This is a genomic window from Candidatus Avoscillospira sp. LCP25S3_F1, assembly GCF_052117125.1.
Taxonomy (GTDB): Bacteria; Bacillota; Clostridia; order Oscillospirales; family Oscillospiraceae; genus Avoscillospira_A.
Window position 1 is genome coordinate 134,910 of record NZ_JBQKJT010000006.1, and the last position, 16,895, is coordinate 151,804.

A 16,895-nucleotide genomic window follows, 5' to 3' on the forward strand; every position below is an offset into this window, starting at 1 on the left:
TGTTGTCAGTTCCTGGCTACTCCTGCATTAACTCGCTCAATGTAAAGATGTCGTAGCGCATAATATTTTTCAAATGCAGCTCATCCCGCGACCAAGAATCATACTTTTCGTAGAGAATACCGATCTGACCATCCGGCAGTTCCGTCATACAGGAATACGAAAAACCATATGCCGGCAAGTCAACCTCGTATGCGTAATCCCACGATACCGTATACTTGTCATATCCCGTTCCACCGGTATCCGTTACCAGGCCAACGAGAATCTTACCGCCCCGTCTGCCGTCGGAGGCCGTAGGCGTGGACAGCAAAATAACAGATTTGCCATCTACCATCTGAGAATGGCGGATTACCGACAGCTGTGTACCATAGGACGCGACTGTAATGTCCGGCAAATAGGCGCTGGGGCTCCATGTCATGCCGCCGTCTACACTGGTAATATATGCAATCTTTCCGACGCCTGCGCGCATATATGTCTGGAGCGTTCCATCCGGGAACTCAATAATCTGGGCCTCCGCAAAGGTGCCGCTGCCGCCCAGGTCGGTGTTGACAAAACTCCAGGTTGCTCCATGGTCATCGCTATACAGATAACCATAGTCGCCGGACACACTGTTATAGGAGGAAATGATGAGTCTTCCCGCGTAGGGGCCGTTTTGAATCTGCGTACCAACGCCGGGCCCAAACAGAACCATTCTGCTGTTGACGTCGCGGAAGTCTCCCAGAATCTTCATATCCGACCAGGTCAATCCCTCGTCATCGCTGTACTTGTACACAAGATAGTTGGTGGGCAGCAGCTGGAAGAGTGAGTCTTTGTAGAATACGCACTGCTTGACATCCACATCCGTCTGCTCTTCTTTCAGAATCAATCCTTCAAAATGTACATTGTATTGTTTCTGTGTCAGGTACTCACCATTTTGCATGATTCTGTAATCGCCGTCTACCGCGTATTGCGTGGGCTGGCCGGTCGTATCATCATAGATCACGCCATTTTCACGGATGCTATAGTTATAGGCGGTAGGCAGATCGCCGCTCTTATGCAGTTTCAGATATTTTACACCATTGATTTCCTTAAAACCGGTGCCGCCTACCACATTGTTAAAACCTTTTCCGGAGGTAAAGGCGTCAGAAAACAGGAACAAGCGTCCAGTCTCCCGATCCTCCAGCAAAACCGTGTCAATAAACGACGCGCTGCCGGAAATCTGGATATTCTTTCCGATCAAATCGCGGGGCCACTCCACAGCCTGGGGCGCATAGTCATCGAAGACGAGGGGCAGTGTGGGGGCAGACCAGGTCTTGCCGCCATCGGTACTGCGGGAAAATCCGATGTCAATGTTGCTTCTTGCATCATGGGTGCCGCCGTAGCGCGTATCGATGCTGGAAACCACCACACCGCTTTCCAGCGTCAGCAAGGTAGGAATTCTGTAATAATTGGACCCGGTACCGTCACCGGCGTAGAAAATCTTTGTACCATGCGCTGTGGCGCCGGTCATCTCCAGCAGCGCTTCATCGCTCAACGGCTGGGTATAAACAGCAAAGTCTTGAATGGTGCCGCCGTAGGGATACGCTGCCGTTCCATTTCTGATCGTTGCGCCCAGCGCGATATTATTTACGCCTGCAATATCAGAAATAAACTTCCAGTCGTCTTCCTCCAGTGTGGTAATCAAATCACCGTTGGCAAACAGCTTATAGGTATGGCTGTCTGCGTCCGCCTTAAACGCGACGGTATTGACCGCAGGCGCTCCGTGGTCCAGTCCATCCAACACCGCCGGACGGCTCATGGTGTATTTGAAACTCAAATCCGTGTTTCTCAGTTCCATGCCCAGGGCGCCGGTATTCGTAAGATAGATGTGGAAATGCCGGTCCTGATTGCCGGAGGTACTGTTTCCTACACTGAAGAGGGATTGGACGCCGGCCGTGGAGGTGGTCGTAAACGAAATCACAATCGTTCCTTCCCGCAGGTGTTTCACAATCTCCGCATTGGCTTCGTTGGACAGATCGACGTAAGAACCCGGCGTAATGTCCACATTCGATTGTTCCATCACCGGCAAGCTGGTATCCACATAGGTTTTGTTGATCAGTTCCGCATCACTCAGCGCTGCTGTATACACCTGAACATTCGACACGGTACCGGCAAATGGATAATCTACTTCACCATTGCGGATGGTGCCGCCCAGGGATGCATTGGACAGCCCCAGAATATCCGCGAAAAACCGATAGTCGTCTTTGGACAGCTCCCCTACCATCTGGCCGTTTGCAAACAGTTTATAGGTCTTACTCTGGGAGTCGGCCTTGAAGGCGATCCGGTTCTGCGCACCATGCGTTACCGCCCCGGCAGCACTCATGGTATACTTAAAATCAGAATCTGTATTTCGCAGTTCCATTCCCAGCGTGCCGGTGGGCGTCACATAGAGGTGGAAGTGCCGATACATGTCATCGTTCGCTGTTCCCGGATTGGACACGCTGAACAGCGATTGATACTGCTCACTGCTTGTGGACTGGTATTCGATATAAATGGTTGCATCCCGCAGGCTGTACAGTTCGCCGGCTCCCGGTTCTGCCGACAGATCGTACACCGTTCCGGAGGCAATCGCAATATTCGACTTCTCGATGAGCGGCGTCGCCCCCTCCGTCGCCCCCACCATCCCGAGATTGGACAGAACGATTAAAACAGACAATAGTACAGAAAATATGCGTCGTAATTTCTTTCCCATTCTTTTTCTCCTTTCCAAATATTTTTTGTTTGCTTACCGGGATTTTCCATAAATTTGGGCAAATTTATGTATATTGCACATATTTTAATGTAATATTTTGTTTATTTTTATTTATATTATCTATCTCAATTATAAAGCCTATTCAGGATATTACCAGATAATAATTAGACTATTACTAGCACAAAACGTGCATAGGTTGATTTTTTTATAAGTTTCAAACAGGTCGGAAACAGCAAACAGCCTGTCCCAGAGCATGGAGTGCTCTGAAACAGGCTGTACAATTTTATCGAGAAAAGGTCGTGCATCCCACGGTTGCACGCAGAGGTGGTCCGCTATTTTCTGGCCTCTTTTCGATAGCGGTCCGGGGAAATGCCAAAGACGGATTTAAACACTCTGGCAAAATAATTCTGGTCGTTATACCCCAACTCATACGCAATAGTGGACACACGTTTATTGGTTACGAGCAGCCGCCTGGCCGCCGTCACCATGCGTAATTCTTTCATAAAGTCGAAGGGTGTTTTGCCGGTGTGCTCCTTGAAAAGCCGCCTGAGCGAACTGTCACTAAGACCCGTTATCTCGCAAAAATACTTTGTGTCAAAGGGGCGGGAGGGGTTGGCAACCAAATGGTCCACCACCATCTTGATACGGGAATCCCGCTTGATTCTGTTGGTTTTTTTGGCCCTGTGGCAGGATGCCTCCAAAGATGAGTCCCAGGTCCATTCCGGTACATTTTCCTGCGGTGACCCGGCTGAGGCACAACAGCCGTCAGACGTTCCATCGCATTCCGTATGCGCATGGGCCTGCTCCACAACCCATGCGATCAGGAGTTCCAGATTTCCTCTGATACGAAATAATTTCGCGATGCTGTCTCCCTTGGCATAGCTGTATATTTCTGCAAATCTCTGCTGGATGATCTGATCGGTATCATTCAGCACCGGCTGTAAATGGTAAAAATCCGTCAGAAGGTCCTTATCGTTAATACGAACCGTTGTTGTGAACCGGATGCTGAAAAACACCAGCTCATTGCCCGTTGCATAGCATGAAAGCCTGCAACCTTCCGGAATATAACATACTTGATTTTCTTTTACTTCATATTGTTTGTCATCGATGATAAAAATTCCACTGCCTCGGACTACATACCGCAGCATGGAATACGGAATATAGGATTCCGGATAAATCCATGCCTTTTTAAACTCATAGTAATCCACATATAGAAAATTAAAGCGCAGCGCGGTAAAGAAAGTCTATTCTATGTTCATCCTGGCGCCTCCAATATGCAGGTTCTATGGCGGTTCCTCCGGAAAAAGCCCTGACGGATAGCAGGCTTGGCGGACGCTGCCAGCTCTACACAATTCCTTTCCTCTTACGGTTCATCAAACAGCGTCATTTGAATTTTGATCACACATTTTCTGCTGGTGGCAGGAGCATCTCCCAGCATCAGGGCCGGACGGTGTGCATCCCAGGGGAAGAAAACCGCAAAATCGCCTTCCTTGGCAATCAGGAAGCTCTCGTCCACAGCGGACTCCAAAAAGGCAATGTCATTTTCCGGTTTGGCTTCGCAGATGGTCTCCTTGCCGGTATAGGCAGAGACACCGATCTTCTCTCCGCCCTCAGGCCAATAAAACAAATCGGCATACTTTTCATGAATTTCCGGGTGGGAACCCTCAAAGCCGTGGGTCGTCATATCCATGACATTCAGGAACAGGCGGTCGCCGTCGATCTCATAGCGTCCGGGGGCCAGTGCCATTACATCCGTATCCCGCAGATAGGCCAGGGCTTTTCGGAGGGCATTGGGATAAACTCTGTCGTTTGCACCGGGGTTTAATTTACCAAATATCATAAGTATCCACCTTTCCAGCCACCACAGATTTTTTGTGGGGCGGCTATACAGTTACATTATACCAAATGCGGTTTCCGACCGCAAGAAAGATTCCGCTTCCGAATTGTGTCGGCACAAAATGCAGAACACCGGCAAATCTCACGATTTGCCGGTGTTCCGTGGCGGAGATGGAGAGATTCGAACTCTCGCACGCTGTTTAGGCGCCTACCGCATTTCGAGTGCGGACCCTTCAACCACTTGGGTACATCTCCAGATTACTCTGTCCTCATCGGTGTACAGCGCATGTGCTACCCGAATATTATGCCACATCTACCGGAAATTTTCAAGTAGAAAATACGGGAGTCCCCCTTGGAAATTGACATTCGTCCCATGGACCGGTATACTGAAAGAAACACATGCAGGAGGAATCGCCATGAGCAAGCTACGGGAAGTCAATTTGGAACAGGGTATGCCCTATGTGGCCGACGCCGTAAAACGGCTCACCTTCGAGGTCCATCACAGCAAATCCATGGGCTGTGCGGTACTCAAGATCATCCATGGCTACGGCTCCTCCGGCAAAGGCGGTAAAATCCGCATTGCTGCCCGGGAACGGTTGGACTTCCTGCAAAAAAAGAATGAAATCCGCGGCTACATCACCGGTGAGAAATTCTCCATCTTTGATTCCACCACGCTCAAAGCCTTTCAATCCTGCCCGGAACTGCGCAAGGACCGGGATCTGGAACGCAGCAACAACGGCGTCACCTTTATTCTTCTGTAAGGTCGTACCACCGGGACAGGGTTTCCGCCTTTGTAAAGCCCAGCCGTTGATACAGCGCCACAGCCCGCTGATTGGCCGACGACACCTGTAATTCCACTGTCTCCGTTGTCATCCGATGCAGCACCGTCAGCGCCAGACGATACCCCAGGCCACGAAACTCCGGCTCCACACCGATTGCCTCCAGACAGCCGTCGGTCCACTGGGCCAGACCCGCCGTCTGCCCGTGCACCACCGCCAGCGCCGCCTGTTCCTCCTGCTGGATGCGCGCTGCCTCCTGAGACGTACAGGTGGCGGCATTGGGAACTTGAGCAAACAGACGGTTGTACAGCGTCCGGAATTCCTCCCGGTTGCCGTCATCCAGCGGCGTCAGGTCCACCGGTTCCAACAGCGGCGGCAGCGCCGCCCGCCGGCAGGTCCATCGCTCCATGGCGTGGACAAAGGGCAGACTGTGCAACGCCTCCTGTCCCGTCACATAGACGCTTTCCGCTCCGGCCATTCGGCAAAACGCCCGGCACTCAGCCAGAAAGGGCTGCAATCGCCAGACGGTCCGCAGCATCACATAGGCCCGCTGTTGATGGGGAATTTCCCGCAGAATCAACGTGGCCACGCCGTGTTCCCCTGTAAAAATGGGAATATCTTTCATTCAGGCACCTCACACTCCCCTGCCCTCGGGGCAGAGAAAGGATTTTTTTCGTTATGGACTATGCAAAGGTTTGTCTCCACCGGGGCGAAGAACGGGATATCCGCAGCGGCGGCTGGTGGGTTTATGACAATGAAATCGACTGGATCGACGACATCTGCACCGACGGCGGCATTGTGGATGTGCTGGACAGCCGGATGCAGTTTGTGGCACGGGGTTACTTCAACCGTCGCTCCAAAATTGCCGTCCGGGTGCTGACCCGGGACGAATCAGAGGTCATCGATCGGGACTTTTTCCGCCGCCGGGTGGAAACCGCCTGGAACTTCCGCCAAAGCCTGGGCTTTTCCAACGCCTGCCGGGTGGTCTTCGGAGAATCCGACGGTCTGCCCGGTCTGACCGTGGACAAGTTCGGCGACTATCTCAGCTTTCAGACCGTCAGCCTGGGCATCGAACAGTGGAAGCCGGACATTATTGAGATTCTGGTGGAGCTGTTTCAGCCCAAGGGCATCTATGAACGCAACGATGTGCCGGTCCGTGCCAAGGAAGGGCTGGAACAGATCACCGGCTGTGTCTATGGCGAGGTACCGCCCCTGACCACCATCCGGGAGCATGACGCCGCCATGCTGGTGGATATCGCCCACGGCCAGAAGACGGGCCATTTTCTCGATCAGCAGGAAAACCGGGGCCGCATTGCTCCCTATTGCCCCGGCCGCACGGTTCTGGATTTGTGCTGCCACACCGGCGGATTTTCCATCCATGCCGCCCTCTACGGCGCATCGTCTGTGGAATCGGTGGACGTGTCGGAAGAAGCCCTCCAGATGGTTCTGGACAACGCCAAAGCCAACGGCGTGTCCGACAAGATCACCACTACCTGTGGTAACGTATTTGACATCGTGCGAAAGTACGCCGATGACAGCAAGCAATACGGCCTGGTCATCTGCGATCCCCCGGCCTTTGCCAAGAGCCGCAAGGCGTTGGAGGGCGCCTACCGGGGCTACAAGGAACTGAACCTCCGATCCATGAAGCTGGTGGAGCCGGGCGGATTTCTCGTCTCCTGTTCCTGTAGTCAGTTTATGACGCCGGAGTTGTTCCTCAAAATGCTGCGGGAAGCCGCCGCCGACTGCGGCCGTCAGGCGCGGCTGCTGGAAATTCTGATGCAGTCCCGGGACCATCCGGCCACCATCAACGCCGAGCAATCCCACTATCTCAAGGGATATATTCTCCAAATCATATAAATTTTAACATCAAAAAGGACGAGGCGCAAGCCTCGTCCTTTTTTGTATGGGATTAGCCGAACACAGCCAGCAGGAAACCGGCGGCGATGGCGGAGCCGATGACGCCGGCCACGTTGGGGCCCATGGCATGCATCAGCAGGAAGTTGGCGGGGTTGGCCTTCTGGCCTTCCACCTGGGACACACGGGCCGCCATGGGAACGGCGGACACGCCGGCAGAACCGATCAGCGGGTTGATCTTGCCGCCAGTGACCTTGTACATGATCTTGCCCAGAAGCAGACCACCGGCCGTGGAGAAGCAGAAGGCCAGCAGGCCCAGAACCACGATCTTCAGGGTGTCGGGGGTCAGGAAGCGGTCGGCCACGGTGGTGGCGCCCACGGAGACGGACAGGAAAATGGTAACAATGTTCATCAGGGCGTTCTGCACGGTGTCGGACAGACGATCCACCACGCCGCACTCGCGCATCAGGTTACCCAGCATCAGGCAGCCGATCAGAGGAGCGGTGGAGGGCAGCAGCAGGATGACGAAGACGGCCACCACGATGGGGAACACGATCTTCTCGGTCTTGGTGACGGTGCGCAGCTGCTCCATCTTGGTCTCCCGCTCTTCCTTGGTAGTCAGAGCGCGCATGATGGGGGGCTGAATCAGCGGAATCAGGGCCATATAGGAATAGGCCGCGATGGCGATGGCACCCAGCAGTTCCGGAGCCAGTTTGGTGGTCAGGAAGATGGCCGTGGGGCCGTCTGCGCCGCCGATGATGCCGATGGAAGCGGCCTGGGGACCGGTGAAGCCCAAAACCACAGCCAGGATGAAAGCCATGTACACGCCCAGCTGGGCAGCAGCGCCCAGCAGCAGGGACTTGGGATTGGCCAGCAGCGGACCGAAGTCCGTCATGGCGCCGACGCCCATAAAGATCAGGGACGGATACACACCGGCCTTGACGCCGATGTAGAGGATGTCCAGCAGACCGCCCTCCATGAGGACGTCGTTATAGCTTTTGGTGTGGGCGATCACACCGTCCCACAGCTCCGGGTGGTACAGACCGCCGCCGGGCAGGTTGGTCAGCAGGGTACCAAAGGCGATACCCACCAGCAGCAGGGGCTCGAACTTCTTGACGATGCCCAGATACAGCAGCAGGCAGCCCACCAGGATCATGACGATCTGCCGCCAGTCGGAGGCGGCCAGGTAGAACCCTGAGGTTTCCCACAGGTTTTGCAGTGTTCCAAGGAGATCCATAGCAATACCTCCTCAGGACAGGACGATCAGAGGCGTACCGGTCTCCACCACAGCGCCCTTGGAGGTGACGATCTGTGCAATGGTACCATCACGGGGAGCGACGATCTCATTTTCCATCTTCATGGCTTCCAGAATCAGCAGCAGCTGGCCCTTCTTGACGGCGGTGCCCTGGGTCACTTCAATGCGCAGGACGTTGCCGGGCATGGGGGAAGCGATGGTCTCACCGGCCGCGGTGACGGCGGGAGCAGCAGGGGCAGCCGGAGCGGCGGCCGGAGCGGCAGCGGGGGCAGGTGCAGCGGCCGGAGCGGCGGGCGCCGGGGCATAGGCCTCGTACTCATCCACCAGCATGGCCTCGCCGGCCTCTACCTCGACCTCATACGTTCTGCCGTTGAGCGTCACTTTATATTTCATCTTATTTGACCTCCTTAATGGACTTGAAGCGCAGCTCGTTCAAGGGCCGGTTCATCTTGTGGGCCACAATGGCCATAATCATGGCGGCGTCGCGGTCGGAGACCGTGTGCAGCTTGATCTCACCGGCGGTGCCGGGGGCCTTCTTGGGGGCGGGCGCCGCTGCGGGAGCCGGTGCAGCAGCAGGGGCGGGCGCCGGGGCGGCAGCCTTGTTCTGACTGGTTTTCATCACGCGGGCCATGATGCCGATGACGATCATCAGGAGGATCAGGCCGAGAAACACAACGGCAAAGCCCAGAACCGAATAGGCCAATGCCACGCCTACAGAAATGTTTGTCAGATCCATAGCGCGCCCTCCTTATGCCTCTTCGATGGTATAGGTGGCCTTGTTCTCCTCGGCAGCCTTGCGCTTCTCAAAATACTTCTCCGCCAACTGCGGGAAGGCGATGTAGCTCAGAACATCCTCGTCATTTCTGGCGGTGTCGCCCAGTTCGGCCTTGGTCTTCTCAAACATGGGCTCCAGGGTATCGGCGTAGCGGCCCTCCAGGGGCTTCTCGTCGCCCAGGACCTTCTTCATAACCTCCGGATCAATGGGAGCCGGGGTCTTGCCGTACTCGCCGCGGCAGTAAGCCACGATTTCCTTGGAGACGTTCTTGTAACGCTCGCCGGCCAGGACGTTCTGCACGGCCTGGACGCCCACCATCTGAGAGGTGGGGGTGACCAGAGGAGGATAGCCCAGGTCTTTGCGGACCTTGGGGGTCTCCACCAGGGCCTCGTCGAAGCGGTCCAGAGCGTTCATCATCTTCAGCTGGCTCAGGAGGTTGGACAGCATGCCGCCGGGGACCTGATAGGTCAGGCACTGGGTATCGGTGGTCAGAGACTTGGGCATCAGCGTGCCGTCGGCAATGTAGCCGTCGCGGATGGGCTTGAAGAAGTCGGCGATCTCCTTGAGGATCTTATCGTCGGTGGTGACCTCGTAGCCCAGCTGCTTCAGGGCGTAGGCCATGGTCTCGGTGGCGGGCTGAGAGGTGCCGCCGGAGAAGGGAGAAATGGCGGTGTCGATGACGTCAACACCGGCTTCCACGGCCTTGAGGTAGGTCATAAAGGCCAGACCCGTGGTGGAGTGGGTATGCAGGTCGATGGGCAGGTCCACAGCGTCCTTGATGGCGGAAACCAGGTCATAGGCCTCCTGGGGACCCATGATACCGGCCATGTCCTTGATGCAGATGGAGCCGACGCCCATCTCTTTCAGCTCCTTGACCATCTTCACATAGTTTTCCAGGGTGTGGACCGGAGAGGTGGTATAGGAGATGGTGCCGGAGGCCAGAGCGCCGTGCTTGAGGGTCTCTTCGATGGCCACTTTCATATTGGTAGTGTCGTTGAGGGCGTCGAAAATCCGGATGATATCGATGCCGTCCTTGACACTGTATTCGACAAATTTACGGACCACATCGTCGGGATAGTGCTTGTAGCCCAGGATGTTCTGGCCGCGCAGCAGCATTTGCAGCTTGGAGTTGGGCAGCTTCTTGCGGAGCTTTTTCAGACGCTCCCAGGGGTCCTCGTTGAGGTAGCGGAGACAGACGTCAAAGGTGGCGCCGCCCCAGCACTCGACGGAGTAGTAGCCGGCCTGGTCGATCTTGTCCAGGATGGGCTCGTAGACGTCAAAAGGCAGACGGGTGGCGATCAGCGACTGGTTGGCATCGCGCAGCACCGTCTCCATAAACTGTACTTTTCTCTTACTCATGGATACACCTCCACAATATTGCACAGCGGCGGCCGGGCCGCTGCGGCGGGTTACAAAAGGGTCCGTGCGGAAAACACGGGAAAACAGGCATGCCGGGAACGGAGTCCGCAGCATGCCTGTCGGTTGCCGGTTATAGGATCGGCATGCTCAACGACGGTGCATTAAGCCTTGGGGCCGGCGGCGACCAGGGCCTTGCCCGCGTCATTGCCGGTGTACTTGACAAAGTTCTTCTCGAAGCGGCCGGCCAGATCCTTGGCCTTGGTGTCCCACTCCTCGGGGTTGGCGTAGGTGTTGCGGGGATCGAGGATGTTGGTATCCACGCCGGGCAGCTCGGTGGGAACCGCCAGGTTGAAGTAGGGGATGGTCTTGGTCTCGGCCTTCAGGATGGAGCCGTCCAGGATGGCGTCGATGATGCCGCGGGTGTCCTTGATGGAGATGCGCTTACCGGTGCCGTTCCAGCCGGTGTTGACCAGGTAGGCCTTGGCGCCGCTCTTCTGCATCTTCTTGACCAGCTCCTCACCGTACTTGGTGGGATGCAGCTCCAGGAAGGCCTGGCCGAAGCAGGCGGAGAAGGTGGGAGTGGGCTCGGTGATGCCGCGCTCGGTGCCGGCCAGCTTGGAGGTGAAGCCGGACAGGAAGTAGTACTGGGTCTGCTCGGGGGTCAGGATGGACACGGGGGGCAGAACGCCGAAGGCGTCGGCGGACAGGAAGATGACGTTCTTGGCGTCGGGGCCGGCGGACACGGGGCGCACAATCTTCTCGATGTGGTCGATGGGATAGGACACACGGGTGTTCTCGGTGACGGAACCGTCGGCGAAGTCACACTCGCCGTTCTCCTTGACGGTGACATTCTCCAGCAGGGCGTTGCGCTTGATGGCGTTGTAGATGTCGGGCTCGGACTCCTTGTCCAGGTTGATGACCTTGGCGTAGCAGCCGCCCTCGAAGTTGAAGATGCCGTTGTCGTCCCAGCCGTGCTCGTCGTCGCCAATGAGCAGACGCTTGGGATCGGTGGACAGGGTGGTCTTGCCGGTGCCGGACAGGCCGAAGAACAGAGCGGTGTTCTCGCCGTTCATGTCGGTGTTGGCGGAGCAGTGCATGGAGGCCATGCCCTTCAGGGGCAGGTAGTAGTTCATCATGGAGAACATGCCCTTCTTCATCTCGCCGCCGTACCAGGTGTTGAGGATGACCTGCTCACGGGTGGTCAGGTTGAAGACAACGGCGGTCTCGGAGTTGAGGCCCAGCTCCTTGTAGTTCTCCACCTTGGCCTTGGAAGCGTTGTAGCACACGAAGTCAGGCTGGAAGTTCTTCAGCTCCTCGGCGGTGGGCTCGATGAACATGTTCTTGACGAAGTGGGCCTGCCATGCCACTTCCATGATGAAGCGGATGGCCATGCGGGAGTCGTGGTTGGCGCCGCAGAACACATCCATGATGTACAGCTTCTTGTTGGACAGCTCCTTCAGGGCCAGCTCCTTGCAGGCCTTCCAGGCTTCCTGGGAAGCGGGCTTGTTGTCGTTCTTGAACTCGTCGGAGGTCCACCACACGGTGTCCTTGCTGTTCTCGTCCATGACGATGAACTTATCCTTGGGGGAGCGGCCGGTGTAAATGCCGGTCATGACGTTGACGGCGCCCAGCTCCGTCAGCTGACCCTTCTCATAACCCTCCAGAGCGGGGTCCATTTCCGCCTCGAACAGCTGCTCGTAGGTGGGATTGTACACAACTTCCGTTGTGCCGGTGATACCGTACTTTTCCAGACCATAGGTTTCCATGTTGAAGTCCTCCTTGTTTATTGCTAGTCCCGCCTCCAAAAACGGGACGTTGACTGGCTCAGAATCCGCGAATGCAATTCTCACCGCTTATCAGTATAACATAACCGATATCCCTTTTCCACGCTTTTCTCCGCTAAAAGACACCCGTTTCCACAATTCAGCAAAATACCCAATATTATTCATTTGAGTAAAGCAGTATTGCAATATTATTTATGCAGTTTCACCAAGGACTATGACAAACCCTGGCCGCCGGCTGTCCGGCAGCGGCGGACAGTCGAAGGCCAGGGTCTCACGGGCTTTTTCCCGTTTTTTTCAGGGGTTTTATGAAAATCAGCGGAATGCCCGATTCCCCTCCCGGGATTTTGTAAGCCTTTGCAAAAGTTTATAAGTTATCCACAACCTAACAGCTTTGTCCACAGGCTCTTCTATTCATAACGCCGATTTTACCTATACTTTCATTTTTCGACTTGACAGATTCAAAGAGAAAAGCCCCGCAGACGCGTATAGGCATCTGCAAACCGGGGCAGCAGATGGGCGTACCGTTCCGTGTGGTCCGGGCAGGGTTCCGTGACCTGCTCCACCCGCAGGAACCGGTCGATGGCCGCCGGTCCCGGCAGCACCCCGGCGCCGATACCCGCCGCCATGACGGCCCCCAGGGAACAGCCCTCCTCCAGCAGGTTCAGCTGCTCGATGCGGGCGTTGAGCACATCGGCCAGGACCTGCCGCCACACCGGTTCTCTCGCCGCCGCGCCGATGATGCGCAGGGTGTCGAAGGGGTGCTTCTCCCGAAACACCTGCAAAATCAGGGCCAGATTCATGGCCACGCCCTCCATGACGGCCCGCAGCAGATCGGCGTGGGCCGTCTCCTGCTTCAAGCCCAGGAAGGCCCCCCGGGCGTTGGCGTCCCACCAGGGGCTCCGCTCGCCCATCAGATAGGGCAGGAACAGGACGCCGTTGGCGCCCACCGGCGTTGCTGCAATCTGCCGGTTGATCTCGTCATAGATACTGCCGCCCTGCTCCTGGGCATTCCGGCGCTCCGCGCCGCAGAGTTGATCCCGCATCCAGCTGTAGGAGGAACCGGCGGCCTGCATGGTGCCTAAGGGGTAGACGCTGCCCTTCTCCATACCCGCCAGATTGAAGGTCCGCTGCTGCGGGTCCAGCAGGGGCTTTTCATCCCGATAAGAAATCCAGGCCGATGTGCCCAGACTGATGTAGCCCTGACCCACAGCGCTGACGCCGGTGCCCACGGAGGCCGCCGTGCCGTCTCCGCAGCCGCAATAGACCGGCGTCCCCTCCAGCAGTCCCGTCTCGGCGGCGGCTTGGGCCGTCACCCGGCCCGCCAGATCGGTGGAGGCATGAAGCTCCGGCATCACCGACGCCGGGACCCCGGCGGCCTCCAGAATCTCCGCCGACCAGGTAAAGGTATTCAAATCAAACGCGCCGGTGCCGGAGGCGTCGGAATAGTCGGTTCCGATGCTGCCCGTCAGCCGGTGGACAATAAAGTCCTTGCAGTTCACCACCTTGTGGAGCTTCTCGGCCAAGCCGTCATGCTCCAACGCCCACATGATTTTACAGATGGAGTTGGTGGGATTGTTGCGGTTGCCGGTGATGGCGTAGAACCGGTCGTCCCCCACCCGTTCCGTCAAGCGCTGCTGCTCTGCCGTGGCCCGCTGGTCGGCCCAGATGATGGCGCTGCGCAAAGGCTCTCCCCTGCCGTTGAGAAACACCGCGCCCATCATGTGGCCGCTGAAGCTCACACCCACGATATCCGCCGGTTGGACCTGGGCTGTCAGCGCCTTTGTGGCCCGGCAGACGGCGTCATACCAGTCGTCGGGGTTCTGTTCCGCCCAATTGTTGTTGTAATACTTGCAGGGATAGGACTCCACCACGCTGGCCACCAGTTTACCGTCCGTGGAAAACAGTGTGGCTTTGTCTCCGGATGTACCCAGATCGTGGGCCAGGATGTATTGCATATTGGGTTCCTCCTTTTTCAATTACACGGAAAACCGTTGAATTTCCGGATGATTGGACAAAAACGTGTTCATGGTTTGGAAGTCCAGGGGGTGGCGGCTGCGGACCGTCAGACGGTAGGTGGCCGGCCCGTCCTCCCGCCGCTCGATATCGCTCTCCAGAATCTGCGCTTCCATATGGTCCAGCAAGGCCTCCAGCGCCCGGTGTACCCCTTCGGAATCGTAGAAGACCACCACCAGCCGCTGGGTGCAGTAGGCATCGCCGCCCACGGTGCGCCGGTGGAGAATCAGCTGCATGACCACAATCACCAGTACGGTAAAGAGGCCGATCAGATAGAGCCCTGCCCCCACGGCCATGCCCACGGCCGCCGTGGCCCAGACGCCCGCCGCCGTGGTCAGTCCCTTGACCGTCAGGCCGTTGCGGAAAATCAGACCCGCCCCCAGGAATCCGATACCGGAGACAATTTGGGCGGCAATGCGGGACGGGTCCGCGCCGCGGCTGCCCATAAAATCCGTCTGTCCGTGCAGGGCCATGTCGGCAAAGCCGTATTTGGAGACAATCATCAGCAACGCCGCGGCACAGGCCACCACACAGTGGGTCCGGATGCCGGCTTCTTTCAGCCGCCGGGTCCGTTCAAAGCCCACGGCCACGCCGCACAGGGTGGCCACTACGACGCGGGCCAGCAACTCCAGTTGCTGGCCCATGGTAAAGGAATCGTTCATCATCGAAAAAAATGTCATGGGAACCCTCCTCCCCTCACGGTTGCAGAGACGCCAACAGGGTCTCCACGGTGGTTTCACTGCTCACGCCGATGCGCAGCATGGCGCAGAGACTCTGGGGCAGACCCCGGACCACGGTGTTGACCCCCGGATTGGTGGACAGGGTCACCTCCACGCCCAGGTCCCGCAGCACTGCCGACGTCAGCGTGGTATAGAGCCCCGTGGGGAACGCCAGCGCCGTCACAGGTTCCCCCGTGGCCGCTTCCAGCAGGTCCCGGCTGGTGGTAAAGTCCTCGGTCAGAGCCGCCACATAGTCGCTTTCCGACTCCCCGGCCAGGGGCAGGATATTCTCCCGAACCGGGCCGCCGCTTTCGTAGGGCGCCCACTGGTGCATATCATAGGTGTGGCTCTGGATGGAAATCAGGCCGGACGCCACCATTTCCGCCGCCTGTTCATAGGAGAAATGGGGCGTCATATCGTAGTCCGTATCCTTATAGGTATCCTTGCCCACGGACACCCCGATGACAAAAATGGTGGCTTTCAGATTCCGCTCCCGCAAAATGGGATAGGCCAGTTCATAATTGCTGCTGTAACCATCGTCAAAGGTGATCGCCACGGGCTTTTCCGGCAGGTCGCCGCCGTGGTTGACATAGTTTACCACTTCCTGTAGGGAAACGGTGGTGTAACCGGCGTCCACCAGGGCGTCCATCTGGGCCCGGAACTGGTCCACCGTCACGGCGCCGGAACCGTCGTCTTCCTCCACAATATGATGGTACATCAAAATGGGTACCTGGGCACTGTTCTCCGCCGCGTCCATGGGCTGGGCCGTCAGGCTCTTGGCCAGATGGTCCGAAACATTGTCCTCCGTCACATAGACGCCGAAGTCGTCGGGCATCCACACGGAATCGTCTCCGGCCATGCGGGCCACCATCATTTCCCCCACACAGTTGCGGAAGTGGGTGGCGTCATAGAAGTACCGGGGCTCCCAGCTGAGGGACGAGCAGGAAAAATCCCAATAGGGCGTCACCTGGGCCAGCTGGGTATAGAAGTGCTCCACCGAACCGGGCTGATACTTGTTGAAGTAGGCCCCGTAGATGGGCGCTGTGACCACCACGAAGTTGACGCCCTTTTCCGCGCAGGCGTCCCGGATGGCGGCCACGCTGCGCATGCAGTTTTCCGTCTGGTACAGGCCCACGGTCCCCGACTGGTCCAGGGTAGTGAAGTCGGAATAGGCGGCCAGATACGTCTCCAGGTTCCCGATGGGTTCCACATCCCGAACCCGCTTGTCATAGGTGCCCGTCTCCTCGTCGAAGACATCGAAGGACTGGGGCAGAAGGGTGTCGGTCTCCAAACTCTGGAGCTTGGCGTAACCATACCGGGGGTTTGCCAGCAGATACCGGGTGTAATAGGTGAACGCCGGCAGGTCCGGGTCCTCCAAATAGTGCAGTCCATAAGTCAGTGGGTCGCTTTCCGTATCATAGGAAGCGCCGTCGCTGATCTCAATGTTCAGAACCAGATTCTCCACCTGGTAGTTGTCCAACAAATAGTTGGCGATCTTCTCACAGTCGGCCATGTCGGCCCCGTACATGATCATATTGTAAAAGCTGGCGTCATACAGCGCGTTGAGGGCTTCCGTGGGCAGGGAGCTGCTGGAGGAACAGCCGATGACGTAGGAATTGTATTCCTCGTGGTGCTGCCGCAAATAGGAAACCTTGGCAACCCGGGGGTTGTTGGTCTCGTCATAGGAAAACCACTGGAAAAAGCGGTCCCCAAAGGCCCCGAAGGGGTCGGTCACATAGTTGAACGCCATCAGCGCCAGCACCAGGGCCGCCGCCGTGGCGCAGAACATCAAAAACCATCGTTTCGGTTGCAAG

Annotated in this window: 14 protein-coding genes and 1 tRNA gene; 2 read left to right on the plus strand and 13 right to left on the minus strand. The window is 57.0% G+C overall.

Going from position 1 to position 16,895, the window contains the following annotated elements:
• Positions 1-16 precede the first annotated feature (16 nt).
• The 4 genes from ACTQ33_RS07150 to ACTQ33_RS07165 form a co-directional block, all read right to left on the minus strand.
• The gene (locus ACTQ33_RS07150) at positions 17-2,707 is read right to left on the minus strand and encodes a sialidase domain-containing protein (RefSeq protein ID WP_441463411.1); all 2,691 of its coding nucleotides are present in this window, start codon (positions 2,705-2,707) and stop codon (positions 17-19) included.
• Between the two features lie 332 nt (positions 2,708-3,039).
• The gene (locus ACTQ33_RS07155) at positions 3,040-3,915 is read right to left on the minus strand and encodes an AraC family transcriptional regulator (RefSeq protein ID WP_441463412.1); all 876 of its coding nucleotides are present in this window, start codon (positions 3,913-3,915) and stop codon (positions 3,040-3,042) included.
• A gap of 155 nt (positions 3,916-4,070) precedes the next feature.
• The gene (locus ACTQ33_RS07160; protein ID WP_441463414.1) at positions 4,071-4,547 is read right to left on the minus strand and encodes a YhcH/YjgK/YiaL family protein; all 477 of its coding nucleotides are present in this window, start codon (positions 4,545-4,547) and stop codon (positions 4,071-4,073) included.
• Positions 4,548-4,706: 159 nt separating this feature from the next.
• Positions 4,707-4,798: transfer RNA gene (locus ACTQ33_RS07165), tRNA-Ser, on the minus strand.
• Positions 4,799-4,959: 161 nt separating this feature from the next.
• On the opposite strand from ACTQ33_RS07165, the gene ACTQ33_RS07170 reads away from it, so the two are divergent.
• A complete protein-coding gene (locus ACTQ33_RS07170; RefSeq protein WP_441463416.1) occupies positions 4,960-5,304 on the plus strand; it encodes a hypothetical protein in 345 nt (114 codons plus the stop codon).
• On the opposite strand, the gene ACTQ33_RS07175 is transcribed toward ACTQ33_RS07170, so the two are convergent.
• Positions 5,291-5,947: a GNAT family N-acetyltransferase gene (locus ACTQ33_RS07175; RefSeq protein ID WP_441463418.1), complete on the minus strand. Its 657-nt coding sequence runs from the start codon at positions 5,945-5,947 to the stop codon at positions 5,291-5,293. The two genes, ACTQ33_RS07170 and ACTQ33_RS07175, sit on opposite strands and share 14 nt — an antisense overlap.
• A 53-nt stretch (positions 5,948-6,000) precedes the next feature.
• Here ACTQ33_RS07175 and ACTQ33_RS07180 point away from each other — a divergent pair, with 53 nt between their 5' ends.
• On the plus strand, positions 6,001-7,179 hold the full coding sequence (locus ACTQ33_RS07180) for a class I SAM-dependent rRNA methyltransferase (RefSeq protein ID WP_441463420.1): 1,179 nt from the start codon (positions 6,001-6,003) through the stop codon (positions 7,177-7,179).
• A 52-nt stretch (positions 7,180-7,231) separates the two neighbouring features.
• Here the strand turns inward: ACTQ33_RS07180 and ACTQ33_RS07185 are convergent, their stop codons facing one another.
• The 8 genes from ACTQ33_RS07185 to ACTQ33_RS07220 form a co-directional block, all read right to left on the minus strand.
• Positions 7,232-8,413, minus strand: coding sequence for a sodium ion-translocating decarboxylase subunit beta (locus ACTQ33_RS07185; protein WP_441463422.1), 1,182 nt, complete (start codon positions 8,411-8,413; stop codon positions 7,232-7,234).
• A gap of 12 nt (positions 8,414-8,425) precedes the next feature.
• On the minus strand, positions 8,426-8,824 hold the full coding sequence (locus tag ACTQ33_RS07190; RefSeq protein ID WP_441463424.1) for a biotin/lipoyl-containing protein: 399 nt from the start codon (positions 8,822-8,824) through the stop codon (positions 8,426-8,428).
• A 1-nt stretch (position 8,825) separates the two neighbouring features.
• On the minus strand, positions 8,826-9,167 hold the full coding sequence (locus ACTQ33_RS07195; RefSeq protein ID WP_441463426.1) for an OadG family protein: 342 nt from the start codon (positions 9,165-9,167) through the stop codon (positions 8,826-8,828).
• A gap of 12 nt (positions 9,168-9,179) precedes the next feature.
• Positions 9,180-10,565 carry a pyruvate carboxylase subunit B gene (locus ACTQ33_RS07200; RefSeq protein ID WP_441463428.1) on the minus strand — a complete coding sequence of 462 codons (1,386 nt, stop codon included), beginning with the start codon at positions 10,563-10,565 and terminating at the stop codon, positions 9,180-9,182.
• Positions 10,566-10,726: 161 nt separating this feature from the next.
• Positions 10,727-12,331 carry a phosphoenolpyruvate carboxykinase (ATP) gene (gene pckA, locus ACTQ33_RS07205; RefSeq protein WP_441463430.1) on the minus strand — a complete coding sequence of 535 codons (1,605 nt, stop codon included), beginning with the start codon at positions 12,329-12,331 and terminating at the stop codon, positions 10,727-10,729.
• 476 nt (positions 12,332-12,807) lie between these two features.
• Complete coding sequence (locus ACTQ33_RS07210) at positions 12,808-14,304, minus strand: xylulokinase (RefSeq protein ID WP_441463432.1); 1,497 nt, start codon at positions 14,302-14,304, stop codon at positions 12,808-12,810.
• Between the two features lie 21 nt (positions 14,305-14,325).
• Positions 14,326-15,042: an MgtC/SapB family protein gene (locus tag ACTQ33_RS07215; RefSeq protein ID WP_441463434.1), complete on the minus strand. Its 717-nt coding sequence runs from the start codon at positions 15,040-15,042 to the stop codon at positions 14,326-14,328.
• 16 nt (positions 15,043-15,058) lie between these two features.
• Complete coding sequence (locus tag ACTQ33_RS07220) at positions 15,059-16,894, minus strand: polysaccharide deacetylase family protein (RefSeq protein WP_441463436.1); 1,836 nt, start codon at positions 16,892-16,894, stop codon at positions 15,059-15,061.
• Position 16,895 lies beyond the last annotated feature (1 nt).

Excerpts from the sequence above, each read along its gene's own strand:
- ACTQ33_RS07150 (WP_441463411.1), bottom strand. The coding sequence starts at position 2,707 with ATGGGAAAGAAATTACGACGCATATTTTCTGTACTATTGTCTGTTTTA.
- ACTQ33_RS07160 (WP_441463414.1), bottom strand. The coding sequence starts at position 4,547 with ATGATATTTGGTAAATTAAACCCCGGTGCAAACGACAGAGTTTATCCC.
- ACTQ33_RS07170 (WP_441463416.1), top strand. The coding sequence starts at position 4,960 with ATGAGCAAGCTACGGGAAGTCAATTTGGAACAGGGTATGCCCTATGTG.
- ACTQ33_RS07175 (WP_441463418.1), bottom strand. The coding sequence starts at position 5,947 with ATGAAAGATATTCCCATTTTTACAGGGGAACACGGCGTGGCCACGTTG.
- ACTQ33_RS07180 (WP_441463420.1), top strand. The coding sequence starts at position 6,001 with ATGGACTATGCAAAGGTTTGTCTCCACCGGGGCGAAGAACGGGATATC.
- ACTQ33_RS07185 (WP_441463422.1), bottom strand. The coding sequence starts at position 8,413 with ATGGATCTCCTTGGAACACTGCAAAACCTGTGGGAAACCTCAGGGTTC.
- ACTQ33_RS07190 (WP_441463424.1), bottom strand. The coding sequence starts at position 8,824 with ATGAAATATAAAGTGACGCTCAACGGCAGAACGTATGAGGTCGAGGTA.
- ACTQ33_RS07195 (WP_441463426.1), bottom strand. The coding sequence starts at position 9,167 with ATGGATCTGACAAACATTTCTGTAGGCGTGGCATTGGCCTATTCGGTT.
- ACTQ33_RS07200 (WP_441463428.1), bottom strand. The coding sequence starts at position 10,565 with ATGAGTAAGAGAAAAGTACAGTTTATGGAGACGGTGCTGCGCGATGCC.
- pckA (WP_441463430.1), bottom strand. The coding sequence starts at position 12,331 with ATGGAAACCTATGGTCTGGAAAAGTACGGTATCACCGGCACAACGGAA.
- ACTQ33_RS07210 (WP_441463432.1), bottom strand. The coding sequence starts at position 14,304 with ATGCAATACATCCTGGCCCACGATCTGGGTACATCCGGAGACAAAGCC.
- ACTQ33_RS07215 (WP_441463434.1), bottom strand. The coding sequence starts at position 15,042 with ATGACATTTTTTTCGATGATGAACGATTCCTTTACCATGGGCCAGCAA.